Here is a 25,900-nt window from a genome sequence, read left to right on the forward strand (position 1 = left end):
CTAGACGTTTAACATCTAACTTCTAACATTTTACTTTTATTAAAATCCGCTTGGTTTCAAATGTAAACCTGTGGTTTCTTCTAATCCGAACATTAAATTCATGTTTTGAATCGCTTGTCCTGAAGCTCCTTTGGTTAAGTTATCTATAATTGATGTTATCAAAACCCGGTTTCCTTTTTTCAATAAACTAATGATACATTTGTTCGTTTGCACCACTTGCTTCATGTTGATGTTTGTTGTGGTTACGGTTACGAAAGGTTCGTTTTTATAGAAATCCTCGTATTTGGCAACCAATTGTTCCAAACTATCATCACATAACGTATATAAGGTTGCAAAAATTCCTCTTGGAAAATCTCCTCTATTAGGAATAAAAAGCAATTCGCTGTCAAAATCGTCTTGCAATTGAACCAGACTTTCTGAAATTTCTCCTAAATGTTGGTGTTCAAAAGCTTTGTAATGTGACATATTATTGTTTCTCCAACTGAAATGAGAAGTTTCTGAAAGACTTACTCCTGCTCCTGTACTTCCGGTTGTAGCGTTAATATGCACATCATTATTCAACAAATTGTGTTTTGCTAAAGGCAATAAAGCCAACTGAATCGCAGTTGCAAAACAACCAGGATTTGCTATATAATTTGTTTTTTTGATTTCGGCTTTATTGATTTCAGGCAATCCGTAAACAAAATCTTTTCCTTCGAAATGAGCGTCTTTATTCAGTCTGAAATCATTTCCTAAATCAATAATTTTAGTATGACTCGCGAACTGATTTTCTTTCAAAAATGAAATTGATTTTCCGTGACCTAAACACAAGAAAACAACATTCACATTCGGATTGATTTCGGCTGTGAAATTCATTTCGATATCGCCCATCAAATCGTGATGCGCTACAGAAAGAGGTTTCCCAGCGTTTGTGGTGCTGTAAACAAAATCGATGTTTACTTTTGGGTGATACATTAAAATTCTGATGAGTTCTCCAGCCGTGTAGCCTGAACCACCAATAATTCCGACATTAATCATGATCTAAATGATTTACAGATGAAAATATGTTTTGTGCATTTCCTAAAATCTTGATAAATCCTTTTGCATCGTCAGATGTCCAAGCATTGTTCATTTCTCCATATTGACCGAAACCTGTGTTCATCAAATCATTTTTAGATTCGATTCCATCAAGTGAGAAATGGTATGGTTTTAAAGAAACTGTAACGGTTCCGTTTACTGTTTTTTGTGTGTCTTGCAAGAAAGTTTCAATGTTTCTCATAACTGGATCCAAGAACTGACCTTCATGGAATAACATTCCGTACCAGTTTCCTAATTGTTCTTTCCAGTATTGCTGCCATTTCCCAAGAGTATGTTTCTCTAGTAAATGATGCGCTTTGATGATAATTAACGGAGCTGCGGCTTCAAAACCAACTCTTCCTTTAATTCCAATAATAGTATCTCCAACGTGAATATCTCTACCAATTGCATACGCATTTGCTAGTTTTTCAAGTTTTACGATATTTTTTTCAGGAACATCTTTTTTGCCATTTAATGCAACTAATTCACCTTGCTCAAAATGCAATGTTACTTTTTCTTCTCCTTCTTTTTGTAATTGCGAAGGATATGCTTCGCTTGGCAATGGCTGGCTTGAAGTCAAAGTTTCTTTTCCTCCAACACTAGTTCCCCAAAGTCCTTTATTAATAGAATATTGTGCTTTTTCCCAAGAATAATGAACTCCGTTTTGAGCTAAATAATCTACTTCTTCTTGTCTTGACAATTTTAAATCTCTAATTGGCGTAATGATTTCGATTTCTGGAGCGATAGTTTGGAAAATCAAATCGAAACGAATTTGGTCGTTTCCAGCACCTGTACTTCCGTGAGCGATAGCTGTTGCTCCTACTTTTTTTGCATATTTTATAGCTTCAATTGCCTGAAAAACACGTTCAGCACTTACTGATAATGGATAAGTATTGTTTTTTAATACGTTTCCGAAAATCAAATATTTTATAGCTTTATCATAATATTTATCAATGATTGTAAGATTTGCGTGTTGTGCACTTCCTAACTCGTAAGCTCTTTTTTCAATAGCTGTTAATTCTTCATCAGAAAATCCTCCTGTGTCTACAAGTACAGTATGAACTTCGTATCCTTTTTCATTTTTTAAATATTTCAAACAATACGAGGTATCTAATCCTCCGCTATAAGCTAATACTACTTTTTTCATTTTTTATAATTTAGGCTAATACTTTCGTATGTAGCAGTTTGAGATTTCTTTTTGATTAAATTTTGAATAAAAAAATAAATGACAATAATTTGTTTAAAAACAGAGCCTGTTTGATTTTTTTAAGTCTGCTTAAAACAGCCTCGTTAAAAGGATGTCTTGGCGGTGTTTTTTGTTTTTCTTTGGGGTCATATAACATTCCAGTACAAAGACACATTTTGTTTTCTTTGCTTTGTAGAATCTGAAAGTTGGTGCAAGTTTTACATCCAGCCCAGAAACTTGGATCGGTTGTTAATTCTGAAAATGGAACAGGTTTATAACCTAGTTCAGAGTTAATTTTCATAACCGCTAAACCAGTCGTAATCCCGAATATTTTAGCATCCGGATATCTTTTCAAAGAATAGTCAAAAACTTTCGATTTGATTTTTTTTGCCAAACCTAAACTTCTGTAATCAGGATGTACGATCAATCCTGAGTGCGCTACGAATTTTCCGTGTTCCCAGCTTTCGATATAACAAAAACCAGCAAATTTCCCGTCTGCCAGAGCAATCATTGCATCACCATTCGACATTTTTTTCTGAATGTACTCAGGAGTCCTTTTAGCAATCCCCGTACCTCTCAACAAGGCAGATGATTCTATCGTATCGCAGATTTCTTGTGCGAATTTGAAGTGTTCTTCCTGAGTAACAACAATAGAGATCTTCATTTCAATAATTGAAGTTTAGCGTTAAAAATTAAAGAATATTGTTTGGCTTGAAATCCAGAATTGAATCCAATAAAAGTAAGCAAAATAGCATTAACACTTTCAAAATCAACAAGTTGATTAAAAAAGTTCACGAAATAATATATGCTTCTAGGATACGTTTGTCCAATGGACAAATTATGTGATTTCAAAATGAAAAATGGATATGAATAAATATACGGGCGAAAAACTCAATGAATACTATAGAGATAGCATCCGTACTTCGGGAGAAGTACCTGGTGAGATTGTCCGTGACAAAGAAGTTATATGTAAACTTATTTTATTCATCGGTGCAAAAGTACATTATTTTTTAATTCAACAAACAAAAAAATAATTTTCTAACATTTTTTTAATGTAATGTTGGTTTTTTCGAGATGCTAAGACACTAAGTCGCTAAGGTTCTGAGTTTTTCTATTAGCAACTATTACTGAATAAATTAAAAAACTTGAAACTTGAAACCTGAAACAAAAACAAAACCCGATAGTTTTTCAACTATCGGGTCTTAAAGATTTAAATCTTGCTTTTATTTTTTAGAAAACTGCATTACTTGTCCATTTCCTAAAATTGTCATATCAAAACCAGTTTTAGCTTCATTAAATTTAAATTTCAATCCTGCTCTTGGAGATTCAAATGTATCCTTTTCGCCAGCAACAGGATCTAAAGCAAATTTCGGATAATTAGGAAGCTCTGCATTCAAAACACTATTTTTTTCGGTCATTTCGATTGTTAAAGCCGATTTCGAGGCAACAAAATGGCCTAGATACGGATCTAGTATAATATCTTTTTCAATTTTACCTTTTCCCGCTGTCCAAACATTATTGCTTTCGTTATAATCCGGGAAAACATGCTCTGGGTCTAAAGTAATACTTTCTATTTCTTCCGTTGAGTTGTGTTTGAAAGACCATGATTTATTACGTTGCCAGATTTCTACAGGAAGCTTTACACGCGTAACTTTTCCGCTTTTAGTTTTTACATCTAAAACAATCGGCATCGGAATTTTATCAAAATTCTCAACTGTAATAACGATTCCTTTTGCAGGATCATTTTTAACGTATTTAATAGAATTAATTCCTTGATCAAAACGCCAATTATTTACAAACCAGCTTCTCCAAAACCAGCTCAAATCTTCTCCAGCGACATTTTCTATCGTTCTAAAGAAATCATCAGGAGTTGGGTGTTTGTATGCCCAGCGCTCCACATAGGTACGAAGTGCTTTATCAAAACGTTCTTGTCCTAGAATCTGCTCTCTTAAAATAACAAGTCCAGCACTTGGTTTGGCATAACACAAAACACCAATATTGCCTTCTTTCATATTGTCAGGAGAACTCATTACTGTTTCTAATGTCGGACTTGTATAATATTCTGCATTTTCATGAAGATCCTCCGGTTGGTGTTTGTATTCTCCATTGTTGAAATCAACAGAACTTACCGAATTTATAAAAGTATTAAAACCTTCATCCATCCAAGCAAAATAACGTTCGTTTGACCCAACAATCATCGGAAACCAAATATGCCCAAATTCGTGATCTGTAACTCCCCACAAGTCATCTCCTTTAGATTTCCATCCGCAGAAAACAATTCCAGGATACTCCATTCCTCCCTCATTTCCTGCTACGTTTGTTGCTGCAGGATAAGGATATTCTAACCATCTTTTTGAATAATTCTCAATTGAGCCCTTCACATATTCTGTAGAACGTCCCCATGCATCATTTCCTGCACTTTCTACTGGATAAGCAGATAATGCTAACGATTTTTTACCACTTGGAAGATTGATTTTTGCTCCATCTAAAATAAATGCTGGAGAAGATGCCCATGAAAAATCTCTTGCGTTTGTAATTCTGTAATGCCAAGTTTTTTCTGCCGTTGCATTAGAATTTGCAGTTGCCGCAACTTCTTCAGCAGAACGTATCATGACCGTTTTATCGCTTTGTTGTGCATCTTTATAACGCTTAAATTGTTCTGCAGAAAAAACTTCTGCACCATTTACCAATTCTCCCGAACCAACCACATAATGGTTTGCTGGAGCTATAATTTTTACATCAAAATTTCCGTATTCTAAATAAAACTCTGAAGCTCCTAAATAGGGTGCGGTATTCCAACCTCGTACATCATCGTACACACACATACGCGGATACCATTGTGCGATTGTGAATATTTTTCCGTTTTTTGTTTCTAAAACTCCCATTCTGTCTGATCCCTCAAATGGAGCAATGAATGAAAATTCGATTTTGATTTTTACAGAACCTCCTTTTGCTGCCAATTCTTCTGGAAGAAAAACCTGCATTCTGGTATCTGTAATTATATATTTTGCTTCTATTTCTGTTTTCTTTTTTCCAATAGAAATTACCTTAACCGATTTGATCTTATTTCCGCCATCAAAAACCTGACCTTGAGCTCCGTTTCTGCTTCCTGTCAAAGGCACTACAGCATTTCCGCGAGAATCGTCTTTAAATAAGTTCTGATCCAAATACAACCAAAGAAAAGACAATTTGTCTGGACTATTATTGGTATATGTAATTTCATCCGTACCAACAATCTCGTTTGTTGTGTTATTAACTTTTACCGTTATTGCGTAATCGGCTTTGTTCTGCCAATAATCTACTCCTGGCTGTCCGCTCGCCGTCCTAGTAGAAGTTCCGTTTTTTGTATAGAAATGAGGTGCAAATGCATCGTGATAATCATAATTATTTACCGGATTTCCAGCAGTACCAGATGGCACCTGTTGTGCAGATGCAACAGAAATCCCTGCAAATAAAGCCACGGTAAATAAGGCTTTTAGAGAATTATTTTTCATATTTTTTAGCTGTTTATGTAGCAAATTAATGAAAAAAAAAGCTATTTAAAGAGAAACATCAAAACTTAAATTCAATTTTAGTAAAATTTTACAAATAAAATAAATTAAGCGATTTTCTTAAAAAACTAAAATTTATAAAATATATTTACATCACTCTAAAACTAATTCCGTTATAAATATCTTATTTTGAATACAACAATCTCAAATTCAACATTAACTGCTTCTATAAAACATGCTGGAGCTGAATTATTTTCTATAAAAGACAAACAAAACAATGAATATATCTGGGAGGGAAATCCTGATTTCTGGGGCAAACATTCACCGGTTCTTTTTCCGATTGTTGGAACTTTAAAAAATAACACTTACACAATTAACGGTACAGAATACCAGCTTCCTCGTCATGGTTTTGCCCGCGATATGGAATTTGAACTTATTGAAAAAACCGAAAACAAAGCTGTTTTTTCATTAAAATCTTCTGAAGAAACTTTAAAAAAATACCCTTTCGAATTTGAGTTGCAATTGATTTATACGCTTAGCGAAAATTCATTGGATTTAGAATATAAAGTATTTAACAACGGAACCGCTAAAATGCCTTTTTCTATAGGCGCACATCCGGCGATTGCCTTACCTGACAATTTTGAAGATTATGCATTTAAATTTGAAAAAGAAGAAGAACTCAAATATTACTTGCTTGAAAATGATTTGATTTCTTCTAAAACTAAAATTTTAGAAACGGCAAATGGTATAATTCCGTTAAACTACGAACTGTTTAAAAATGATGCTTTGATTTTTAAGACATTAAATTCGAAATCAATAACTATTCTAAAAAATGCAGTTCCTTATGTAAAAGCAGCTTACAACGATTTTCCAAGTTTAGGAATTTGGACAAAAGAAAACGCTCCTTTTATTTGTATCGAACCTTGGCTGGGTTATTCTGACACTGACGAAAATTCAGGTGATTTATACGAAAAAGAAGGGATTTTGACTCTTGAAGCCAACAATGATTTTGCTGCAAAATTTAGTATTACGATATTATAAAAAAGACATGCTAGAATTCAATTTCACTCCATTTCCTGTAATAGAAACCGAACGTTTAATTTTAGACAGGGTTACTGATTCTGATGTAGAAGAAGTTTTTCTACTTCGCTCTAATCCAGAAACCATGAAATATATTCCGAGGCCTTTAGTGAAAAATCACGAAGGCGCTTTGGAGCATATCAAAATGATTAATGATAAAATCGAAGAAAACATTTGCATAAACTGGGGAATCAGACTTAAGGGCAACCCAAAATTATTGGGAATTATTGGTTTTTACAGAATGCAACCTGAAAATTATCGGTCAGAGATTGGCTATATGCTAAATCCTGATTTTCATGGAAAAGGCATTATTACGGAAGCAGTAAAAAAACTTATAAAATTTGGTTTTGAAGAATTGAAACTCCATTCAATCGAAGCTGTAATTGATCCAGAAAATAGTGCTTCTGAAAAGGTTCTCCAAAAATGTGGTTTTGTAAAAGAAGCTCATTTTAAAGAATCTGATTTTTGGGAGGGAAAATTCCTAGACAAAGTAATCTACTCATTATTAGAGCCATAACTTTTAATCAACTATAAAAAAGAATTTTATTACAATAGTCACCTTATTAATGCGTTATATTTGCGCCGAAACAAGTTAAATACTGACTTTTATTGAAGTGTAAAAATCTTTTTATGAAAAAAATACCCGCCCTAATCGCTCTTTTATTCTGTCTGCATGCCCAAAGTCAGACTTATGTAAAATTTAACGGAATTACTGCCTTAGTTGCAGTTCCGAATATCGGAATTGAGACCAGCATCGGAGAAAAAACAACCTTTAGTTTTGATGTGATGGCTTCTTTTTGGGAGTCTTTTAATGGCAATCATCCAATGAAATTCATCACTGTAACTCCGGAAGTTCGCTACCATTTTAAAGAAAAATATAACGGATTTTATGCGGGAGGGCATATTGGCGCAGATAAATACGAGCTTCAAAAATGGAATTACTGGAACAGCAACCATTATGAAGATGGTTTTGGTTACAGAATTGGCGCAACGATTGGATACAATCTAAAAGTAAGCGACAAATGGTTGCTTGATTTCTTTGTTGGCGGTGGATGGCATCAAGGATTTTATCATGGTAAATATAATGATGGAACTCCTGGAAGATATGAAAAAACGGTTAACTGGAATAAAAGTGGCGAATGGCTTCCTTATCGTGGCGGTATAATGCTTTCTTACAAATTAAACTAATCAGCCGAATTTAGGAAGTGACTTAATATACAATTCTTCCACTTTTTTTCTCGCCCAATCCGTTTTTCTTAAAAAAGTAAGACTTGATTTTACACTTGGATTTGAAGTAAAACATTTGATAGGAATTAATTCTCCTAAAGTGTCAAATCCATAATAATCAGCGAGAGTTTCAACAATTTTTTGAAGCGTAATTCCGTGAAGTGGATCTTTCGATTTATTTTCCATATTATAAAATTTAATATATATCAAAAGACCGTACTTAACAAGCACGGTCTTTTTTTGCAAAATTAACGAATTGACCCAAACAATTCCCTAAATTTTTAGAATAAGAATTTAAATCCGAAAGAAAGTGGTGATGTCAAATTCGGATTACTGCCTGCCAAAGCAGTATTGTAAAAAGGATCAACATTGGCAACATGCGCCAATCCGAAATTAGTAACCGTTGTTTTTTCTCCGTTTTTAGGTTCAATAGTTGTAGAAGTAAAGTTCGCTAAATCATATGAAAACTCAACTGAGAAGTTTTTTGTAATGAAATAATCAAAACCTCCTGATACAGATAAACCAAACTGATTCACTTTTAGATCACTTTCTTTTTCTTTTCCTGAGATAACCGGAATAGCAGCCTGACCAAAGAAATACAATGATCCTGCAACGTTCCAGTATTTTCTAACCAAAGGCTGCACAACAAGTAGATTTGTTTTTGCTGCCGTTCCAGCATCAGATTCTGCTTTTATATTAATGACACCAAAACCTGCTCCAACTGCAACAGATGGACTAATAAAAGTTCCTACTATCGGCAGTACAGACAAAGTTGTATTTTTTTCATCTGCAGTTTTAGTCTGTTGGTAGCCAAACTGAGAGGTTGCAAACCAAGTTCCTTTTAAACTTTGAGAAGATTCCTGAGCATTGGCACTCAAGCCCATTAATACGATACTTACTAATGTTACAATTTTTTTCATTTTGTAGTTTATTTTAAATTATAGAACAAACTTAGTCTCAAGGTTTCTCTTAAATCCTGACTTAAATCATAGATTAAAAAATATCTTTAATTATCTTTGACAACAAGGAGTTTTTTATTCTAAATTTGCATTCTATGTTAAAATCTGTCAATATACTAAACAAGAGAGCCCGATTCGATTACGAAATCATTGATACTTACACGGCAGGCATCGTTCTGGCCGGAACAGAAATCAAATCGATTCGATTGGGAAAAGCAAATATTACTGAAAGCTTCTGTGAGTTTAACAATCTGGAACTTTTTGCTATCAATACTTATATCGAAGAATATTCTTTTGGGAATCAATTCAACCATAAATCACGAAGTGAAAGAAAATTGCTTTTGAATAAAAAAGAATTAAAAACGCTTTCTAAAGCAGTGCAAACTAAAGGCCTTACAATTGTACCTTTAAAATTATTCACCAACGAAAAAGGACTTGCAAAACTGCAAATAGGCCTTTGCAAAGGAAAAAAGAACTACGACAAACGCGAATCGTTAAAGGAACAAGATACTAAACGTGACTTGGACAGAATTAAAAAAGCGTACAATTAAAAAACACAAATCACTGTTTATCAAAATTTTATAGTTATTTTTACTACAAACAATAACTGTAAAATATGAAAAAGTACTTAATTTCTTTGATTGCAATTCTGTCACTTTCAAATTGTGGCAGTAATACCTCTATTGTCAACAGTTGGAGAGATTCCAATACAACAGTAGCCGAAGAACATTTTAAAAAGGTTTTAGTGGTCGTTCTGGTCAAAGACGAAGCTTCAAGAAGAATTGCCGAAAACCGCATCGCAGCTAGCAATCCTATTTTTAAAACTTCGTATCAATATTTAAACGAAACAACCAAACAGCTAACAAAGGAGCAAAAACTAAAAATCCTTCAGGATGAAAATTTTGATGGAGTTGTTACCATGCGTCTGGTAAGCAAAGAAAAAGAAACTACCTACGTTCCGGGAACATACACCGGCATGTATTACGGAGGTTTTGACGGACTTTACACAGGTATGTACGGTTACGGCTTCGGAAATTGGTACGGAATGTATTCGCCAGCTTTCTACGACCCAGGATATTATCAGGAAACAACATATTATATGGTTGAAACCAATATTTTTTCTTTAAAACAAAACAAATTAATTTGGACAGGAACCACAAGATCTGATTATGTAACAGATGTCGGGCAAACTGTTGATGCTATAATGCAAGCCGTTGTAAAAGAAATGAGAAAAGACGGTTCATTGCCTCCAAAATAATATTTTTTTTGTATAGATGATTTTCAATCAGAACAATTCAAAAAAAATAATGACTAAATTTGTCAAGACAATAAAAAACATTTTTAACAAAAATGAAAACAATCATCAGAAATGCAAGAGAGAAAAAAGGGCTAAAAACCCGTGAAGTAGCGCAAATACTTGGTATCGACCAAGCATTAATTAGTAAGTTTGAATCTGGGGCAAGAAAACCGACAAAAGAGCAGATTTCTAAACTTGCACAACTTTTAGACATTGATTACGAAACTTTGATGATTGCATGGCTAAAAGAAAAAATATTATATGAAATAGGAGAAGATGAGCTTGCCTTAAAAGCATTAAAAGTTGCTGAAAACGAAATCAAATACAACAAAACAGTCTCAAATCTTAAATTATCTACTTCTTTAGAGAAAATCCTAAAAGAAATCGATACCTTAAAAGAAAAATTAGATTCTTATCGTCAATACGACAGTTTTAAAATAAAACAAGCATTAGAACTAGAATATACTTTTGAAAGCAATAGAATTGAAGGAAATACTATGACTCTTCGTGAAACTGATATGGTTATAAATGAAGGTTTAACAATTTCAGGAAAAAGCATGCGCGAACATCTAGAAGCTATAAATCATCAGGAAGCTATTGGATTTATTAAAGATTTAATGAACAAGAACAATTCTTTAAACGAACGAGATCTTTTATCCATTCATAATTTAATTCTACGAGGAATTATTCCAGAAGATGCTGGACGTTATAGAAAAGTTCAGGTTATGATTCAGGGAAGCAGTCACATGCCCTCACAACCTTTAATGGTTCCGCAGGAAATGGAAGAATATTTTCTTTGGTACGAAATCAATAAAAATAAATTACATCCTATTATTCTAGCCTCTGAAATGCATGAGCGATTAGTAACAATTCACCCATTTATAGATGGAAACGGAAGAACTTCACGACTAATTATGAATTTAATTTTGATGCAAAAAGGTTATCCTATTGCTAATATTAAAGGTGATTACGAAACTCGAATGCAATATTACCAGTCTTTGGAAACAGCACAAACCAAAAAAAACAAAGAAGATTTTTTTCTGTTTATAGCTCAAAAAGAAAAAGAAAGCTTAGAAAGATATATATCAATTCTCACTCAATAAAAAAAGCCCGCTTAACGGGCTTTACTTTTAATTTTTATCTTCTAACAGAGGAACAAATCGAAACTCTCCAAACTCATGCTTTTCAAATTGAGTTTCATTTTTCCTGATTAATAAAGTCATAATCTGAACATCTTCTCCAAGCGGAATAACCAACCTTCCTCCTATTTTTAATTGTGCCATTAAAGGTTGTGGAATAAAAGGTGCACCAGCTGTAACTATAATACTGTCAAATGGAGCAAAATTTGGCAATCCTTTGTAACCGTCTCCAAAAGTTACATGTTTTGGACGAATGTTTAATTTCGGAAAAAGGTTTGATGTTGTCTTAAACAATTCGCTTTGCCTTTCGACTGTATATACTTTAGCGCCTAGCATAAATAAAACAGCAGTCTGATAACCAGAACCTGTACCGATTTCTAAAATCTTATGATCTTTCTTCACTTCAAGCAGTTGCGATTGAAAAGCCACCGTGTAAGGCTGTGAAATAGTTTGTCCAGCACCAATAGGAAATGCTTTGTCCTGATATGCATGATCTCCAAAACTTGAATCTAAAAAAAGGTGTCTTGGGATTTTTTTTATCGCTTCCAGCACAGCTCTATCAGTAATCCCTTTTTGCTCTAAAGTCGTTACTAATTGATTGCGAAGTCCTTGATGTTTGGCAGTGTCTTTCAAAATGGGTAGGTTTTATTTTCGCAAAAATAAGAAACAAAACAGGATTTCAAATATTGATTTTAAATTAAAAAAGGTTAAAGGGTAAAAGTTATGAGTTATGAATTATGAGTTATGGGCCAAAAGTCGTAACTCATAACTTTTAACTCACAATTCACAATTCGCTAAATTCATTTTCACGTTAAACAAATAAATTCTATTTTTGTTTAAAATACATTCTCATGTTAAAAGTAGGAGTTTTAGGTGCTGGTCATCTTGGTAAAATACATTTACGCTTATTACAACAATCTGACAAATACGAATTAGTTGGATTTTACGACGAAAATCAAGAAAATGCCGAAAGAATCTCAAAAGAGTTTGGCTATAAAAACTTCAGCACAATTGCAAAACTCATTCACGCAGTCGATGTGATTGACATTGTTACTCCAACGCTTTCTCACTATAAATGTGCAAAAGTCGCAATCAAATCTGGAAAACACATCTTTATTGAAAAACCAATTGCCAACACTGTAGAAGAAGCTGAAGAAATTATCGCTTTAGCCAAAGAGCACAATGTAAAAGGTCAAGTAGGTCACGTAGAGCGGTTTAATCCTGCTTTTATTGCTACCAAAAACATGATCGAGAATCCGATGTTTATCGAAACGCATCGTTTGGCAGAGTTTAATCCGCGTGGTACAGACGTTCCGGTGGTTTTAGATTTAATGATTCATGATATTGACGCTATTTTGAGTGTTGTTAAATCTAAAGTTAAAAATATCAACGCAAGCGGTGTTTCAGTTATTAGCGAAACGCCAGACATTGCCAACGCTAGAATTGAATTTGAAAACGGTTGCGTTGCAAACTTAACTGCTAGCAGAATTTCATTGAAAAACATGCGTAAATCCCGTTTCTTTCAAAAAGACGCTTACATTTCTGTTGACTTTTTAGAAAAAAAATGTGAAGTGGTTCGTATGAAAGATGCGCCAGAAGTTCCTGGAGATTTTGATATGATTCTTCAAAATGCAGAAGGCGTTAAAAAACAAATCTATTTCACTAATCCAGACGTTGAACAAAATAACGCTATTTTGGATGAACTAGAATCTTTTGCAAATGCAATCAATACAGATACCACTCCGGTTGTTACACTTGAGCAAGCCACTGATGCTTTGCGTGTAGCTTATCAAATTATTGATTGTTTCGATAAATAGTAAAATAACTCATAAAATAATTAGCCGCGAATCACTGCAAAATCTGTGATTTCGCGGCTAAAATCATAAATAAAACATCAAATTCAAATGAAAACAATAGCAGTAATTGGAGCAGGAACAATGGGCAACGGAATAGCACATACTTTTGCGCAAAGTGGTTTTGTTGTTAAACTAATTGATATTTCAGAAAAATCGCTGGATAAAGGAATGGCCACTATCGCTGCCAATTTAGACCGAATGCTGGCTAAAGGAACTATCACTCAAGAAGATGTTGCCAAAACGATTACCAATATTATTACGTATACCGATATAAAAGACGGTGTTGTTGGTGCCGATTTAGTTGTAGAAGCTGCTACAGAAAATCTTGAGCTTAAACTGAATATTTTCAAACAATTAAATGAAGCTTGTTCTCACAATACCATCTTAGCAACCAATACTTCGTCTATTTCAATAACACAAATCGGAGCTGTTGTAGCACATCCTGAACGTGTTATCGGAATGCATTTTATGAATCCGGTGCCAATTATGAAACTGGTAGAAATCATTCGCGGATACAATACCAGTGATGAAGTAACCGAAATCATCATGAAATTATCTGAGAAATTAGGAAAAGTTCCGGTTGAAGTAAACGATTATCCAGGTTTTGTGGCCAACAGAATTTTAATGCCTATGCTAAACGAGGCAATTGAAACGTTATACAATGGCATTGGAGGTGTTTATGAAATTGACACTGTAATGAAATTAGGAATGGGACACCCAATGGGACCACTTCAATTGGCTGATTTTATTGGTCTTGATGTTTGCCTTGCAATTCTAAACGTAATGTACGACGGATTTAAAAACCCTAAATATGCTCCTTGCCCACTTTTAGTAAATATGGTAAGAGCAGGAAAACTGGGCGTTAAATCTGGCGAAGGCTTTTATGATTACAGTGAAAACAAAAAAGCTGAAAAAGTTTCAAAACAGTTTTTATAGTCTTTCTTTTTATTAGCAAAACCTAATTAAGCCGGCGAAACACAAATTTCTAAGATGAAAAAAAATTTAGCTTTAATTCTTTTATTGTCTGTGACAGTTTGTTTTTCACAAAATGATAGTTTAACATCAAAAAATCGTGAGTTTTCTATTCAGCAAATTGATAGCATTTGTGAAATTAAAGACTATAAGCTTGTATCGAAAGGCATGACAGGAGCCGAAATGAAAATTGAAAGTCCTGGCAAAGCAACAGAAATTATACTTGGAAAAGGCACATTTTCATATACCATTCATCTTTTTCATTTTGATGAAGCTTATTATAACAGTTTAACTAGAAAAGAGCAAAACAAATACAATTTCAGCAAAAAAACAAGGCTTTTAAAGGCCGAATACAGTTCGGGGCTTTTTTATGAAAACGGATTTGGAGAGATAACAAAAGGAGAGTTTTATTATTTTAAGGATGCCCTATTTCATGTAAAAATTAAACTTGCTAGGAGAGAGAAAAACAAAAAAGATACTATTCAGGAATTCGACTTGAGCATTGCCGAATTAAACAATTCTAACACAATTGAGAACATTTTGTCGATGAACTTAAAAAACTGGATAACTGAACAAAGCGATAAAATAATTAAAAAGTACAAAGATTTAAGATGAACACCATAAAAGAAAATCTTGCCTCTATAAAATCAACAATTCCTGAACAGGTAGCTCTAGTTGCCGTTTCAAAAACAAAACCTGTTTCAGACTTGATGCAGGCTTATGAAGCGGGTCAGCGTATTTTTGGAGAAAACAAAATTCAGGAAATGACCGAAAAATGGGAGCAAATGCCAAAAGACATCCAATGGCATATGATTGGTCATGTTCAGTCGAATAAGGTCAAATTTATGGCGCCTTATGTCACTTTAATTCACGGTGTTGACAGTTTGAAATTATTACAGGAAATCAATAAACAGGCTCTCAAGAACAACAGAATAATAGATTGTCTTCTTCAAATTTATATTGCCGAAGAAGAATCTAAATTTGGTTTGGATGAAAAAGAATTAAACGAACTTTTAACTTCTGTGGAGTTTACAGAGTTAAAAAATATTCGTATCTTAGGTTTGATGGGAATGGCGACTTTCACCGAAGAACAAAATCAAATAGAAAAAGAATTCAGACATTTAAAATCTATTTTTGATTCCATTAGCACGCTGAAAACTGAAAACCTCGAACCGAAGATTATATCAATGGGAATGTCTGGCGATTACCAGCTTGCGATTGAATGCGGAAGCACAATGGTTCGTATTGGAAGCAGCATTTTTGGCGGTCGTTAATAACCGTCGTAAAGGCATACCAAAGTGCGTCTCTACAAACTGAATATTAAAAACCGAACACCGAGCACCTAATTTGTACGCAATACTAGACATAGAAACCACTGGAGGACAATTTAATGAAGAAGGAATTACCGAAATTGCCATTTATAAATTTGATGGCCATGAAGTAGTTGACCAGTTTATTAGTTTGGTCAATCCCGAAATTCCGATTCAGCCCTTTGTAGTCAAACTAACCGGAATCAACAATGCCATGTTGCGTTCGGCTCCCAAATTTTTTGAGGTCGCAAAGCGCATCATCGAAATCACTTCTGATTGCATTATTGTAGCACACAACGCCTCTTTTGATTACCGAATCCTTCGAACAGAATTTAGACGTTTGGGTTATGATTTTGAAGCCAAGACACTTTGTACAGTCGAATTGGCAAAAAAACTCATTCCGGAACAGACTTCTTATAGCTTAGGAAAATTAGTGCGCGCACTCGGAATACCAATGGCCGATCGTCATCGTGCTAGCGGAGATGCCATGGCAACGGTGAAGCTTTTTAAGATGCTTTTAGAAAAAGATCTTGAAAAAACAATTGTAAAAGATTTTATCAAGCTGGAAATCGAAAAAGGAATTGCTCCAAAACTGCTTGATCTTTTAGGGCAAATGCCTTCTAAAACCGGCATTTATTATATACACAACGAAAGTGGTGCCTTAATTTATATTGGCAAAAGCCGAAACATAAAAAAAAGGATCAATCAGCATTTTACTTCTACCAATAAAAAAAGCAAAAGAATACAGGCAGAAGTTTTTACGATAACTTACGACGAAACCGGAAGCGAGCTAATCGGACTTTTAAAAGAAAGCCAGGAAATTAAATTAAACAGACCCAGATATAACCGTTCACAGCGAAAAACTATTTTTCCGTTTGCTATTTATGCAGAAAAAGACAGCAAAGGCTACATCAATCTAAAACTTGAAAAAGCCGATGGACGCAAAAAAGAAATCCTTTCGTATGCTTCATTGCAGGAAGGAAAAAATGCGCTTTTTATGTTTACAGCAAAATATAGATTGTGCCAAAAACTAACTGGATTGTACGACACAAAAAAAGAATGTTTTCAATATAAAATAAAAGAATGCGATGGAGCCTGCATTGGCGAAGTAACTCCTGAGGTTTATAATGAGCGCGTACAGCAGTTTATCAGCGAAAACAGCTTTGAGAACAAAAGCATGATTTTGATGGATAAAGGGAGAAGCATAAACGAACGAAGCGCCATTTTAATCGAAAATGGAATTTATAAAGGTTATGCTTATTATGATCTAAATTATCAGATTACAAACATCGAAATATTAAAAAACATCTTAATTCCGATGCAGCACAACCGTGATGTAAAAAATATCATTCAGAATTACATCCGAAAAACCAAATCGCTCAAAATCCTTCATTTTTAACAATTTAAACGTTGTCTATCTTCGTTAATTAATATCAAAAAAAGAATACTTTAAATGAAAAACATCTTTTATTTAATTATCATATTCATCGTTATTTCAGCTTGCAATAACAATTCTAATGCAGACAAAACAAAAATAAGTAAAGCGAATTCCGAGATTAATCAAAATAAAATAGCCAAGTCAGAAAAATTAAAAATAGTTGGAGATTCTATCGAAATCCCTTCTTTTGAAATAGAAATAGATTTAAGCAAAAAAGCTGAAGAAAAATTAAGAAGTGAAAATGAAACAATAATTGTTTTGACAAATATATTTGGAGAACCTAAATCTGATAGTAATCAGGAAGGTCCGCTGGCATTAGCACATTCAAAAATTGAATTGACCGATAAACGTAAAGCAGTATTTAAGAATATAAAAATATCCGAAAAAACATATAAATCATTAGAAAGCGATAAAATATGGGCGACTATAGAGATTTTCAGTGGCCGTAAATCAACAAACAACAATATTATTGATTCTGATTTTTTGGAAGATGACGTAGAAAATATCATAAATAAAAAGTTTGTCTTAAAGGCAAAATTGATTGGTGAATAATGATTAATCAAACTAAGTGAATTTTTCTACGAACATAAGCTGCTGAGAGCAATTACTATGAAAAATAAAAAATCACAATACGAACTCTTTAGAGAAAAGGTCAAAATCATTCTTTATGGCACTAATACCATTTTAGGACGAATGTTCGATTTAGTGCTCTTGGGTTTGATTTTACTGAGCGTTTTATTAATCATGCTCGATACCGTCGAAGGCATCAATTCAAAATACCATTCCCAGTTATGGATCTGCGAATGGATTATTACTGTATTCTTCACTATAGAATATATTTTAAGGATTATTTCCATTCAAAAACCGGTAAAATACATTTTCAGTTTCTACGGAATCATCGATTTATTGGCCGTTTTACCAATGTATTTGTCGATATTTTTTCCCGGAGCCAGTATTTTATCTATCGTAAGAGCGCTTCGATTTCTTCGATTATTTAAAATTCTGCACCTTCCACAGATTTCGCATCAATCTATGCAACTAAAAGAAGCCATTGATGCCAGCAAAGAAAAAATTCTCGTTTTTATCTATTTTGTCTTAGTCAGTACCATTATTATTGGATCAATAATGTATTTAGTAGAAGGCAAAGAATCTGGATTTACCAGTATTCCAATGGCAATTTATTGGACAATTGTAACCCTGACAACAGTAGGCTACGGAGACATTTCGCCGCAAACACCTTTAGGCCAATTCATTGCTGCACTTGTAATGATTTTAGGTTACGGAATCATAGCAGTGCCTACCGGAATCGTAACGGCCGAATTTGCCAAAAAAAGCTTGAAAAACAATGCCGTAAACACAAAAAAGACCTGTAGAAATTGTCAAGCGCAAGTTCATTTTGACAGTGCCAAGTATTGCTACGAATGCGGAACAGAATTGTCTAATAATTAATTTTAGAAGCTAATCCAGCTGTACATTGCAACTCCTCCTTATCTTTGTTGTTTTTTAAAGTCATAAAAGGAGCTTCCGTTGGTCGCTCTTTTACGCCAAAAAAACAAACAAATATAAGTCCGGGGTTTCCATTTCCATCTGGGCTAAAAAATATGAAGTACCTAATAACCATCGTCGGACCAACAGCCATAGGTAAAACTGCCTTAAGTATCGAATTGGCAAAGCATTTTAATTGTGAAATAATTTCATGTGACAGTCGTCAGTTTTTTAAAGAAATGACTATCGGAACAGCTGTTCCAAGTCAGGAAGAACTTAACGCAGCCAAACATCATTTCATTCAAAACAAATCAATTTTTGAGAATTATACTGTAGGCGATTACGAAAAAGAAGCACTTTCAAAACTAGAAGAATTGTATCAAAACAAGGATTTTGCTATCTTGATTGGCGGTTCAGGTTTATATGTAGATGCGATTTTAAAAGGTTTTGACGAATTTCCTGAAATCGCTCCAGAAGTTCGTTCAGAAGTAAATTCAAACTATGAAAAATTAGGAATCGAGTATTTACAGAAAAAACTAAAAGAATTAGATTTAGATTATTATCAAAAAATAACAGTCGAAAATCCGCAGACGCTTTTAAATCCACAAAGAATGATGCGTTTTGTAGAAGTCTGCATTGGCGCTCAAAAGCCGTATTCATCATTTTTAAATCTGAAGAAAAACAACCGAAACTTCACTCCTATCCTCATTGGTTTAGATGCCGATAGAGAAGTAATCTACGACAGAATCAATCAGCGTGTCGATATCATGATGAATATGGGACTGCTGGAAGAAGCCAAAACGCTTTATCCAAAAAAAGAATTAAACGCCTTGCAGACAGTTGGTTATAGAGAATTATTCAGCTATTTTGACGGTGAATTTAATTTGCCTTTTGCCATCGAAGAAATCAAAAAAAATACAAGACGATTTTCTAAAAGGCAGTTGACATGGTTCAAAAGAAACGAAAACACAAAATGGTTTGACTACAATACAGACAGACAAAAAATTTTTGATTACATAAATTTAAAATTAAAAGTTTAATATTCTCGTAGGAATATATATATTTAGAATTATTTAAAAATATTCTAAATGAAAAAACTTCTACTTCTTTTCCTTACCATTTTACTCTGCTATTCCTGTGAAATTCAATACGATGGAAAAACCAGAATTGTAGCTCAAGGCCAATTGATTGATCGAAACAACAATCCGATTTCTGACAAAAGAATCGAAATCAATACCTATTCTGATGGAACTTACAGCAGATCAGATTTAATCAGCTATGCTAATACAGATTCAGAAGGAAAATTTACCTTAGTTTTTCCTGCACCAAAAAGCGACGATATAGATATAATCGTAACACTTAGCAGCATCTATACTGGTTCTTACAATGGCACTTCTCCTGAATACCAACCTAAACAAATTAAGGCACAGAAAAGAAATTTTGTCAATTATAAACTAGATCTTAATAAAATCCCTTTGTACAAAAAAGATGAGATTACGCAGCTAGAAGTAGTCTTAAACAAAACAACAAACACCAGACAAATTACTAAAATTAGTGTCGATGGTCTTTTATCAGATGAATCAATCGACTTGAATCAAAAAGATCAAAATCACTATATCAATACTCTTTTCAATGTTGTTAAAAATCAAAATATAAAATTAAGTTATACAGTTGAAGATTATTCTGACCCAACAAAATTGGTACGCACCAATCACGAAGCTGTTGTTACAATCAATTCAGAAAAAGTAATCCATACTATAACTTATTAGCCATGAAATTAAAAATTATATTCTTTTTATTTATCCTACAGTTTTCATACAGTCAGAAAACCGAAAATACCAACTTAGTTAAATTCAATCACGATATTCGTGTAAATGCTATAATTCCGTCCAACTTTGGAGAAAATTTTTTGGCAGAAGCCAACGACAGCAAAATAGGAATTGGAACCAACTTCAGCTTTTTAAGAATTCATAATTTTAAACTTGGTGTCGGTTACGATTACATGCCCTATTCAACCACAGATATTACGCGTGCCGGAAATATCAGCTCAGCTCAATTTCATACTGCTTATGGAGATATTTCTTACGAAATAAAAATCGCAAAAAAACTAAATATTGAACCTTATTTTGGAGTTGGAGGAGCAGAACTTAAATTTAAATCTGATGGAAGAAGTTTTGGAAAACAGACGGGAGAGAACATTAGAGTTGGATTTAACACCGATTTTCAACTTGCCAAAAGATTATCTGTTTTTTTAGGTCTTTGTTATTTAAATTCAAATCTGGATATCAACACTTCTCCTGAATTTGTTTCATATTATGACAATGCAAAACTAATTCAAGTCAATATTGGTTTGAAAATTCATTAATTTTGCAGAAGTTTTTAATAAAATGATAATCTCATGCCGATTTCTCCAAATTTCACTTCCGTTTTAAGCAAGGAGTGGGAAATTAATTTTACACAATGTACACCAAACCGTTACTTGAAATATACTGATTTATGCAATCTGCTGCAATTAACTGCGGCGGCACATTCAGAAGTCGGTGGCATCAGTTTTACCGATATGCAGGAATTTAATCAAGCGTGGGTTTTAAGTCGCATGCGTGTAGAGATAACCGCATTACCGAAATGGCAAGATGTTGTCACCGTAAAAACATGGATCAATAGTCTTGAAAATTCACGCTCTGTACGTGCTCTTGAAATGTATGTAAATGGAGAAAAAATAGTAGGCAGCGAAACGTATTGGGCTGTTTTTAATACAAAAGCACGTCGTCCCGAAGCTTTGGCTCTACCTTTTGAGCATTTTGAATTATTTCCCGATAAAAGAGCAACTCTTGAAGGATTTTCGAGAATCAACATCAATCCAGAAAAAGAATCTGTGTTTGAAAAAACCGTTTATTTATCGGATTTAGATATTGTAAATCATGCAAATAATGTAAAATATTTAGAGTGGTGTCTAGATCATGTGGATGCGAAAAGAATTTTAAAACAAGAAGTCAAAAGCTTTGAAATGAATTTCTTAAAAGAGCTTTCTCTAAATGACCAAGTAGTCATTCACGAAAGTGACAATGAAAATCAATCTACTACAACTTTCAGCATTACAAAAGGCGATAAAAATTGTTTCGCATTGGAATTGCATTGGAAATAAAATTTTAGCCACAGATTAACAAGGATTCCAAATGATTTCTTTAACCACAAATTACCACCAATTTTTAAAACTTTTAAATACTATTATTTTTTAGTTCCCACTTAAAAAAATACATAAAAATCCTTTAAATCCGTGGCAAAAACAATTAGTGAGAATTTGTGTAATTTGTGGCTAAAAAAAAAACGATGCAATTCACGCAGAATAACATCGTTTTCATTTCAATCAAAATCATTTCGATTTCTTTTTAGAAATTTTCTTAGATTTCTTGTCTTTCTTCCCTTTCTTCTTTTTCATTAAATCCATTTTGCATTCAATTCTTTTTTCCACATCGGAAATATCAGATTCATAATTGAATTGCAAAGAATGAAGTTTCGCATTTTTAATGTCTTTTAATGCTTTTTTAAACTCACTTTGCGCTTCCAATAGAATTGCTTTCTTGATAAAAATCTCCGATTTGTTGATTCCTTTTATCGTTAAAGCAAAGTCAATCAATTTTTGAGCTTCATCATAATCTTCATTCAATATCAAAGTCTGCAAATAATGCGGATACACTTCAAGAGCATGAATATTAATCGCTAAAGCTTGCTGAAAATATGATTTAGCTTCTTCATAATTCATTAATTGCTCTGCCTGAATCCTTCCGTACAAACACAAAACCATCGTGTTTTTATCATCATACGAAAAAGCATAATCCAAAGATTCAATTGTTCCTTCAAGCCAATACGGATAATTATCTAAAGCTTGAAAAAGGTATTTATCAGTTGTTTTCATTTCGTAAATCGTTTTTTAATTTCTGACGAGTTCCTTTGTAACTTTTCTCCACTTTATTCTTTTTAAAATCACTTCCTGTAAAAACTCTAATAGGATTCCCACGCTGAATATTCAACTGATTTTCCCATTGTTTTCCCACGTAATTTTTAAGCTGAAGCAATTTCTCATCTTCTAATTTTTTAATTAATCTTTCTGTTGCCAGTTTTTTGTTTTGATGCTGAGAGCGACTGTCCATAGAAACAACTGCAATTCCGGTCGGAACATGAGTTGCCCGAATTGCCGAACTTACTTTATTAACGTGTTGCCCTCCTGCTCCGGAACTTCTCATGGCTTGATAGTGAATATCATTTTCTGAAACTGAAGCATTCTTTTGTGCTTCAATTTCAAAAATGCCTATAAACCAGTTTTTCCGTTTATGCATTTTCCTAAACTGACTCTGACCAATCCATTGAATCGTTCCAATCCAAGAATCCACAAACTGATCTGCATTTTTTCCTTTTACGGCAATCGATGCCGTTTCTACAGTTCCATTTTCAGTACCCGCTTCTCTTTGCAGTAAAACCGTTTCCAGTCGATGTTCCTGCGCTTCTTCCAAGATTTTTTTAAGCACTTGGGCAACAACCCAAGTGCATTCTGCAGGTCCTCGACCCGCTGTTATCTGAATTATTCTTTCCATTTTTCTAATATTTTAAGAAGCTTTTCTCTGTTTTTTGCTTCTTTAATAAATTTTGGAAGTCGTGAAACCATTGTTCCATTACCACTTCCATTATTATTTCTCTCTCTTAAATCAGCTTTAATGTATTTTTCCAAGTACAATAAATGTTCTTGATTATAAACCCAAAAAACACTTCCTCGGACTTCTTTCTGAAACCAAAGCGGTAAATTATACCAGCAATCACGTATTAAACCATCCTTCTTAGGCTCTTCTCTAAATGCGTAAGTATCAGGCTTTATTTCTTCCTGAAAACTGCAATGCGGACATTTAACTTCATATTTTTCAGGTACTTTTTTGAAGATTTTAGATTCTAAATCAAATTTTTCAAAACAATTACCGCAATAGTGTTTCCCAAATGTTTTATATTGATAAACAGGCTCGTCAATCTTATAAAAACAGGATTTACATTCAAAAGTCATTGTAGTACAGTTTCCGCATTCACAATTTCTAGACACTTCTTTCAAAACTCCTTTAGACTCACATTTTGAGCATTTTACAAAAATCTCGTTGTAAAAATTTCCTAACCATTTATTTTCATCCTGAAATCTTTCCATAATCCTTATTTTCTACCGATCCATTCTAACAATCTTTGGCGTAAAAGTGCCTAAAACTTCCACCAAATCAGTTTGATTTGCCATTACTTTCGTAATGTCTTTATACGCCATCGGAGCTTCATCAATATTACCGCCAATCAGAGTTACATCATTAGCTTTCAAAACCTTTTTAATTTCGCTTTGTGTAAATGTACTTTTACATTTTGCTCTCGAAAACAAACGTCCCGCACCATGCGATGCCGAGTTTAAACTTTCTGCGTTTCCTTTTCCTTTCACAATAAAACCTGGAGCCGTCATCGAACCCGGAATAATTCCCAATTGCCCTTCACCTGCTGGTGTTGCTCCTTTTCTGTGTACAATGCATTCCTGACCGTTTACGATTTCTTTCCAAGCAAAATTGTGATGATTTTCAATCGTTACCACGACTCTTTTCCCTATTGCTTTGGCAATTCGTCGGTGAATATCATCATGACAGGCTTTTGCATATTCTCCAGCTAAATTCATCGCCAACCAATATTCTTGGCCATCATGCGTATTCAAGTCCAACCAAGCCAAATGCTGTACATTTTTTGGCAACGGACATTGTTTTGTTGCCAAATACGTGTAATGTTTCGCAATGTTTGCGCCTAATCCGCGTGAACCACTATGTGACAGAACAGCAAAATATTCTCCTTTTTCCAGTTTCCATTCGTTCTCTGGATTATCAATTTTAGCAATTCCGAATTCCACAAAATGATTTCCTCCCCCCGAACTTCCTAATTGTTTATAAGCTTTAGGCAAAAGATTCTTTAACAACGGAATATCTTGAAATGCACTATTGTAAAACACTTCATGATCTACACGAGAAGCATGCGCTTCGTACATTCCAAATTTTGTATTGTCTTTTAAAATTGTTTCTAATTGATGTTCTCTTCCTTTGAAATGCGAAGCTGGCAAGTCAAAAATCGAAAGGCTCATTCTACAACCGATATCAACTCCAACTCCGTACGGAATCACCGCATTATCTGTTGCCAAAACACCGCCAATTGGCAATCCATAACCAGAATGTGCATCTGGCATTAGGGCTCCAGCAACTGAAACTGGCAGTTTTAACGAATCATACAATTGAAATTTTGCCTGCTCATCGATTTCATTTTCTCCAAAAATTCTAAAAGGAGCTCGCGTATTTTTAAGCTGATGCATTCTCACCTGAACAGGTTTAATCAAGCCTTCAGCAACTTTTCCCCACGTTCCGTTTCCTTCATATTTTTCAGGATGCAACAAAACGTCTTTTGCTTCTGTCAGAATAGATTCTTTTTTTTCTCTTTTTCTATATCTGTTTATCTGCCCTAAGGCAATATTTATTGAATTATTCTTTGGAAAACCTAATTTAATAAGATCTTTTCCTGATAATTTATTTCCCATGATTTTCTATCATTTCGTCTACATATTGTTGATATACTGCATGCAGACTTTTATTTTTAATTGGATTTTTCTCTTTTGGATTTTCAACTCTATATGATTTCCAGCTATTAGAAAAACCTCCTCTAATTTTGTTTATTTTACCTCTCAGATTATAATTGACAATATAATTTTCAATAAGTTTTATTTGACTTTCTAAATCTGAATCGACCATTTTGGTATGTGTAATCATATAAGGACTAACACGAAGCACGTATCGCCAAGGTTCGTTGAATACATAATGAATTTTGTATCGCTTGCAATTGCTACACCAACGTTCTCTTTTATAAAAATGTGCTTTTTCTTTTTCGGTCAATTCAAGTTTTGAACTTCTCCATTCCCATTCTGAAAACTCTTTTACAGTTTGGATTTTTTCAACATAAACACCTTTCCTCTTTCGTTTTTTCTTTCTCTTAAAAGATTTTTCAGAAGAAAACTGCCATGTGTTTATTTTTTCCAATAATTCTCTGTAAAATGAAGCTTCACTTGATCTTGCAACATCATCTCTAAGTTTGAAATTACGCTTCCAACCTCGCTGATAAGGAACTTCTAAAGGAATTAAGGGCAAATTGTTGCGCTTGGTCCAAAGTTCAGTATCAAGTTTTCTTAACTGAATTAATTGTTTCTCAAAATCCGTTCTTACTAATCGTTTTTTTCTTCTTTCGGTTTTGAAGCGAGTGCATAAAGCATACTCTTCTACCGTATAATTTTGCATAAAAAAATTATCGCGTATTAAATTACAGCCTAAAAAAGGCTAAACATTTTATCCAAAAGGATAA

General features: G+C 33.7%; 30 protein-coding genes. 18 read left to right on the forward strand and 12 right to left on the reverse strand.

Going from position 1 to position 25,900, the window contains the following annotated elements; translation table 11 throughout:
• Positions 1-39: 39 nt before the first annotated feature.
• Genes argC through ACFFLS_RS22375 form a run of 3 tightly spaced genes read right to left on the reverse strand, consistent with a single transcriptional unit; the run spans position 40 to position 2,906 of the window.
• Positions 40-1,017, reverse strand: coding sequence for an N-acetyl-gamma-glutamyl-phosphate reductase (gene argC, locus ACFFLS_RS22365; protein WP_177209978.1), 978 nt, complete (start codon positions 1,015-1,017; stop codon positions 40-42).
• Entirely contained in the window at positions 1,010-2,203 is a 1,194-nt protein-coding gene (locus ACFFLS_RS22370; protein ID WP_379687607.1) for an argininosuccinate synthase, read from the reverse strand. Before ACFFLS_RS22370 ends, argC begins: the two co-directional genes overlap by 8 nt.
• A 55-nt stretch (positions 2,204-2,258) precedes the next feature.
• A complete protein-coding gene (locus ACFFLS_RS22375) occupies positions 2,259-2,906 on the reverse strand; it encodes a GNAT family N-acetyltransferase (protein WP_379687609.1) in 648 nt (215 codons plus the stop codon).
• Positions 2,907-3,108: 202 nt separating this feature from the next.
• Here ACFFLS_RS22375 and ACFFLS_RS22380 point away from each other — a divergent pair, with 202 nt between their 5' ends.
• Positions 3,109-3,276: a hypothetical protein gene (locus ACFFLS_RS22380; protein WP_379687611.1), complete on the forward strand. Its 168-nt coding sequence runs from the start codon at positions 3,109-3,111 to the stop codon at positions 3,274-3,276.
• A gap of 189 nt (positions 3,277-3,465) precedes the next feature.
• Here the strand turns inward: ACFFLS_RS22380 and ACFFLS_RS22385 are convergent, their stop codons facing one another.
• Positions 3,466-5,736 (reverse strand): M1 family metallopeptidase, encoded by a 2,271-nt coding sequence (locus tag ACFFLS_RS22385; RefSeq protein WP_379687612.1) that lies wholly within the window; start codon positions 5,734-5,736, stop codon positions 3,466-3,468.
• Positions 5,737-5,922: 186 nt separating this feature from the next.
• Here ACFFLS_RS22385 and ACFFLS_RS22390 point away from each other — a divergent pair, with 186 nt between their 5' ends.
• The 3 genes from ACFFLS_RS22390 (at position 5,923) to ACFFLS_RS22400 (ending at position 8,001) form a co-directional block, all read left to right on the forward strand.
• Positions 5,923-6,774 carry an aldose 1-epimerase family protein gene (locus ACFFLS_RS22390; RefSeq protein ID WP_379687614.1) on the forward strand — a complete coding sequence of 284 codons (852 nt, stop codon included), beginning with the start codon at positions 5,923-5,925 and terminating at the stop codon, positions 6,772-6,774.
• A gap of 7 nt (positions 6,775-6,781) precedes the next feature.
• The gene (locus ACFFLS_RS22395; protein WP_379687615.1) at positions 6,782-7,330 is read left to right on the forward strand and encodes a GNAT family N-acetyltransferase; all 549 of its coding nucleotides are present in this window, start codon (positions 6,782-6,784) and stop codon (positions 7,328-7,330) included.
• 113 nt (positions 7,331-7,443) lie between these two features.
• Positions 7,444-8,001, forward strand: a complete 558-nt coding sequence (locus tag ACFFLS_RS22400) for a DUF3575 domain-containing protein (protein WP_379687617.1) — start codon at positions 7,444-7,446, stop codon at positions 7,999-8,001.
• Here ACFFLS_RS22400 and ACFFLS_RS22405 read toward each other — a convergent pair whose 3' ends face one another.
• Together ACFFLS_RS22405 and ACFFLS_RS22410 are read right to left on the reverse strand one after the other, a co-directional pair.
• On the reverse strand, positions 8,002-8,226 hold the full coding sequence (locus ACFFLS_RS22405) for a VF530 family protein (protein ID WP_379687618.1): 225 nt from the start codon (positions 8,224-8,226) through the stop codon (positions 8,002-8,004).
• 95 nt (positions 8,227-8,321) lie between these two features.
• Positions 8,322-8,960: an outer membrane beta-barrel protein gene (locus tag ACFFLS_RS22410; protein WP_379687620.1), complete on the reverse strand. Its 639-nt coding sequence runs from the start codon at positions 8,958-8,960 to the stop codon at positions 8,322-8,324.
• 134 nt (positions 8,961-9,094) lie between these two features.
• Between ACFFLS_RS22410 and smpB the strand changes: the two genes are divergently transcribed.
• The 3 genes from smpB (at position 9,095) to ACFFLS_RS22425 (ending at position 11,399) form a co-directional block, all read left to right on the forward strand.
• A complete protein-coding gene (gene smpB, locus ACFFLS_RS22415; protein ID WP_135220403.1) occupies positions 9,095-9,550 on the forward strand; it encodes an SsrA-binding protein SmpB in 456 nt (151 codons plus the stop codon).
• Between the two features lie 65 nt (positions 9,551-9,615).
• The gene (locus ACFFLS_RS22420; RefSeq protein WP_379687622.1) at positions 9,616-10,257 is read left to right on the forward strand and encodes a DUF4136 domain-containing protein; all 642 of its coding nucleotides are present in this window, start codon (positions 9,616-9,618) and stop codon (positions 10,255-10,257) included.
• Positions 10,258-10,349: 92 nt separating this feature from the next.
• Positions 10,350-11,399 (forward strand): Fic family protein, encoded by a 1,050-nt coding sequence (locus ACFFLS_RS22425; protein ID WP_379687624.1) that lies wholly within the window; start codon positions 10,350-10,352, stop codon positions 11,397-11,399.
• A 27-nt stretch (positions 11,400-11,426) separates the two neighbouring features.
• On the opposite strand, the gene ACFFLS_RS22430 is transcribed toward ACFFLS_RS22425, so the two are convergent.
• Positions 11,427-12,068, reverse strand: coding sequence for a protein-L-isoaspartate(D-aspartate) O-methyltransferase (locus tag ACFFLS_RS22430; protein WP_379687625.1), 642 nt, complete (start codon positions 12,066-12,068; stop codon positions 11,427-11,429).
• A 218-nt stretch (positions 12,069-12,286) separates the two neighbouring features.
• Between ACFFLS_RS22430 and ACFFLS_RS22435 the strand changes: the two genes are divergently transcribed.
• From ACFFLS_RS22435 to ACFFLS_RS22485, 11 genes are all read left to right on the forward strand, one after another.
• Positions 12,287-13,252, forward strand: a complete 966-nt coding sequence (locus ACFFLS_RS22435; protein WP_379687626.1) for a Gfo/Idh/MocA family protein — start codon at positions 12,287-12,289, stop codon at positions 13,250-13,252.
• A gap of 87 nt (positions 13,253-13,339) precedes the next feature.
• Positions 13,340-14,227, forward strand: a complete 888-nt coding sequence (locus ACFFLS_RS22440) for a 3-hydroxyacyl-CoA dehydrogenase family protein (protein WP_379687628.1) — start codon at positions 13,340-13,342, stop codon at positions 14,225-14,227.
• A 54-nt stretch (positions 14,228-14,281) separates the two neighbouring features.
• Complete coding sequence (locus tag ACFFLS_RS22445; RefSeq protein ID WP_379687630.1) at positions 14,282-14,878, forward strand: hypothetical protein; 597 nt, start codon at positions 14,282-14,284, stop codon at positions 14,876-14,878.
• Positions 14,875-15,537, forward strand: coding sequence for a YggS family pyridoxal phosphate-dependent enzyme (locus ACFFLS_RS22450; protein WP_379687632.1), 663 nt, complete (start codon positions 14,875-14,877; stop codon positions 15,535-15,537). The genes ACFFLS_RS22445 and ACFFLS_RS22450 overlap by 4 nt, the downstream gene beginning before the upstream one ends.
• Before the next feature lie 73 nt (positions 15,538-15,610).
• On the forward strand, positions 15,611-16,972 hold the full coding sequence (locus tag ACFFLS_RS22455; RefSeq protein WP_379687633.1) for an exonuclease domain-containing protein: 1,362 nt from the start codon (positions 15,611-15,613) through the stop codon (positions 16,970-16,972).
• 54 nt (positions 16,973-17,026) lie between these two features.
• A complete protein-coding gene (locus ACFFLS_RS22460; protein ID WP_379687635.1) occupies positions 17,027-17,563 on the forward strand; it encodes a hypothetical protein in 537 nt (178 codons plus the stop codon).
• Positions 17,564-17,620: 57 nt separating this feature from the next.
• The gene (locus ACFFLS_RS22465; protein ID WP_379687637.1) at positions 17,621-18,460 is read left to right on the forward strand and encodes an ion transporter; all 840 of its coding nucleotides are present in this window, start codon (positions 17,621-17,623) and stop codon (positions 18,458-18,460) included.
• A gap of 152 nt (positions 18,461-18,612) precedes the next feature.
• On the forward strand, positions 18,613-19,536 hold the full coding sequence (gene miaA, locus ACFFLS_RS22470) for a tRNA (adenosine(37)-N6)-dimethylallyltransferase MiaA (RefSeq protein ID WP_379687639.1): 924 nt from the start codon (positions 18,613-18,615) through the stop codon (positions 19,534-19,536).
• 48 nt (positions 19,537-19,584) lie between these two features.
• A complete protein-coding gene (locus ACFFLS_RS22475) occupies positions 19,585-20,265 on the forward strand; it encodes a hypothetical protein (protein WP_379687640.1) in 681 nt (226 codons plus the stop codon).
• Positions 20,266-20,267: 2 nt separating this feature from the next.
• Entirely contained in the window at positions 20,268-20,861 is a 594-nt protein-coding gene (locus ACFFLS_RS22480; protein ID WP_379687641.1) for a hypothetical protein, read from the forward strand.
• A 33-nt stretch (positions 20,862-20,894) separates the two neighbouring features.
• On the forward strand, positions 20,895-21,641 hold the full coding sequence (locus ACFFLS_RS22485; RefSeq protein WP_379687643.1) for an acyl-[acyl-carrier-protein] thioesterase: 747 nt from the start codon (positions 20,895-20,897) through the stop codon (positions 21,639-21,641).
• 228 nt (positions 21,642-21,869) lie between these two features.
• On the opposite strand, the gene ACFFLS_RS22490 is transcribed toward ACFFLS_RS22485, so the two are convergent.
• From ACFFLS_RS22490 to ACFFLS_RS22510, 5 genes are read right to left on the reverse strand one after another with little or no spacing between them, the layout of a single operon-like run.
• Positions 21,870-22,412, reverse strand: coding sequence for a hypothetical protein (locus tag ACFFLS_RS22490; RefSeq protein ID WP_379687644.1), 543 nt, complete (start codon positions 22,410-22,412; stop codon positions 21,870-21,872).
• Positions 22,399-23,088: a peptide chain release factor H gene (gene prfH / locus ACFFLS_RS22495; protein ID WP_379687645.1), complete on the reverse strand. Its 690-nt coding sequence runs from the start codon at positions 23,086-23,088 to the stop codon at positions 22,399-22,401. The genes ACFFLS_RS22490 and prfH overlap by 14 nt, the downstream gene beginning before the upstream one ends.
• Positions 23,076-23,681, reverse strand: a complete 606-nt coding sequence (locus tag ACFFLS_RS22500) for a hypothetical protein (protein ID WP_379687647.1) — start codon at positions 23,679-23,681, stop codon at positions 23,076-23,078. Before ACFFLS_RS22500 ends, prfH begins: the two co-directional genes overlap by 13 nt.
• Before the next feature lie 12 nt (positions 23,682-23,693).
• Positions 23,694-25,085 carry an RtcB family protein gene (locus tag ACFFLS_RS22505; RefSeq protein ID WP_379687648.1) on the reverse strand — a complete coding sequence of 464 codons (1,392 nt, stop codon included), beginning with the start codon at positions 25,083-25,085 and terminating at the stop codon, positions 23,694-23,696.
• Positions 25,075-25,836, reverse strand: coding sequence for a hypothetical protein (locus ACFFLS_RS22510; protein WP_379687649.1), 762 nt, complete (start codon positions 25,834-25,836; stop codon positions 25,075-25,077). Before ACFFLS_RS22510 ends, ACFFLS_RS22505 begins: the two co-directional genes overlap by 11 nt.
• Positions 25,837-25,900 lie beyond the last annotated feature (64 nt).

The sequence above is a fragment of the Flavobacterium procerum genome (assembly GCF_042431625.1).
Lineage (GTDB): Bacteria > Bacteroidota > Bacteroidia > Flavobacteriales > Flavobacteriaceae > Flavobacterium > Flavobacterium procerum.

Excerpts from the sequence above, each read along its gene's own strand:
- ACFFLS_RS22505 (WP_379687648.1), bottom strand. The coding sequence starts at position 25,085 with ATGGGAAATAAATTATCAGGAAAAGATCTTATTAAATTAGGTTTTCCA.
- ACFFLS_RS22375 (WP_379687609.1), bottom strand. The coding sequence starts at position 2,906 with ATGAAGATCTCTATTGTTGTTACTCAGGAAGAACACTTCAAATTCGCA.
- argC (WP_177209978.1), bottom strand. The coding sequence starts at position 1,017 with ATGATTAATGTCGGAATTATTGGTGGTTCAGGCTACACGGCTGGAGAA.
- ACFFLS_RS22480 (WP_379687641.1), top strand. The coding sequence starts at position 20,268 with ATGAAATTAAAAATTATATTCTTTTTATTTATCCTACAGTTTTCATAC.
- ACFFLS_RS22395 (WP_379687615.1), top strand. The coding sequence starts at position 6,782 with ATGCTAGAATTCAATTTCACTCCATTTCCTGTAATAGAAACCGAACGT.
- ACFFLS_RS22370 (WP_379687607.1), bottom strand. The coding sequence starts at position 2,203 with ATGAAAAAAGTAGTATTAGCTTATAGCGGAGGATTAGATACCTCGTAT.
- ACFFLS_RS22510 (WP_379687649.1), bottom strand. The coding sequence starts at position 25,836 with ATGCAAAATTATACGGTAGAAGAGTATGCTTTATGCACTCGCTTCAAA.
- ACFFLS_RS22435 (WP_379687626.1), top strand. The coding sequence starts at position 12,287 with ATGTTAAAAGTAGGAGTTTTAGGTGCTGGTCATCTTGGTAAAATACAT.
- smpB (WP_135220403.1), top strand. The coding sequence starts at position 9,095 with ATGTTAAAATCTGTCAATATACTAAACAAGAGAGCCCGATTCGATTAC.
- ACFFLS_RS22385 (WP_379687612.1), bottom strand. The coding sequence starts at position 5,736 with ATGAAAAATAATTCTCTAAAAGCCTTATTTACCGTGGCTTTATTTGCA.
- ACFFLS_RS22475 (WP_379687640.1), top strand. The coding sequence starts at position 19,585 with ATGAAAAAACTTCTACTTCTTTTCCTTACCATTTTACTCTGCTATTCC.
- ACFFLS_RS22485 (WP_379687643.1), top strand. The coding sequence starts at position 20,895 with ATGCCGATTTCTCCAAATTTCACTTCCGTTTTAAGCAAGGAGTGGGAA.
- ACFFLS_RS22400 (WP_379687617.1), top strand. The coding sequence starts at position 7,444 with ATGAAAAAAATACCCGCCCTAATCGCTCTTTTATTCTGTCTGCATGCC.
- ACFFLS_RS22460 (WP_379687635.1), top strand. The coding sequence starts at position 17,027 with ATGAAAAACATCTTTTATTTAATTATCATATTCATCGTTATTTCAGCT.
- prfH (WP_379687645.1), bottom strand. The coding sequence starts at position 23,088 with ATGGAAAGAATAATTCAGATAACAGCGGGTCGAGGACCTGCAGAATGC.
- miaA (WP_379687639.1), top strand. The coding sequence starts at position 18,613 with ATGAAGTACCTAATAACCATCGTCGGACCAACAGCCATAGGTAAAACT.
- ACFFLS_RS22465 (WP_379687637.1), top strand. The coding sequence starts at position 17,621 with ATGAAAAATAAAAAATCACAATACGAACTCTTTAGAGAAAAGGTCAAA.
- ACFFLS_RS22500 (WP_379687647.1), bottom strand. The coding sequence starts at position 23,681 with ATGGAAAGATTTCAGGATGAAAATAAATGGTTAGGAAATTTTTACAAC.
- ACFFLS_RS22450 (WP_379687632.1), top strand. The coding sequence starts at position 14,875 with ATGAACACCATAAAAGAAAATCTTGCCTCTATAAAATCAACAATTCCT.
- ACFFLS_RS22440 (WP_379687628.1), top strand. The coding sequence starts at position 13,340 with ATGAAAACAATAGCAGTAATTGGAGCAGGAACAATGGGCAACGGAATA.
- ACFFLS_RS22490 (WP_379687644.1), bottom strand. The coding sequence starts at position 22,412 with ATGAAAACAACTGATAAATACCTTTTTCAAGCTTTAGATAATTATCCG.
- ACFFLS_RS22420 (WP_379687622.1), top strand. The coding sequence starts at position 9,616 with ATGAAAAAGTACTTAATTTCTTTGATTGCAATTCTGTCACTTTCAAAT.
- ACFFLS_RS22380 (WP_379687611.1), top strand. The coding sequence starts at position 3,109 with ATGAATAAATATACGGGCGAAAAACTCAATGAATACTATAGAGATAGC.
- ACFFLS_RS22410 (WP_379687620.1), bottom strand. The coding sequence starts at position 8,960 with ATGAAAAAAATTGTAACATTAGTAAGTATCGTATTAATGGGCTTGAGT.
- ACFFLS_RS22445 (WP_379687630.1), top strand. The coding sequence starts at position 14,282 with ATGAAAAAAAATTTAGCTTTAATTCTTTTATTGTCTGTGACAGTTTGT.
- ACFFLS_RS22405 (WP_379687618.1), bottom strand. The coding sequence starts at position 8,226 with ATGGAAAATAAATCGAAAGATCCACTTCACGGAATTACGCTTCAAAAA.
- ACFFLS_RS22425 (WP_379687624.1), top strand. The coding sequence starts at position 10,350 with ATGAAAACAATCATCAGAAATGCAAGAGAGAAAAAAGGGCTAAAAACC.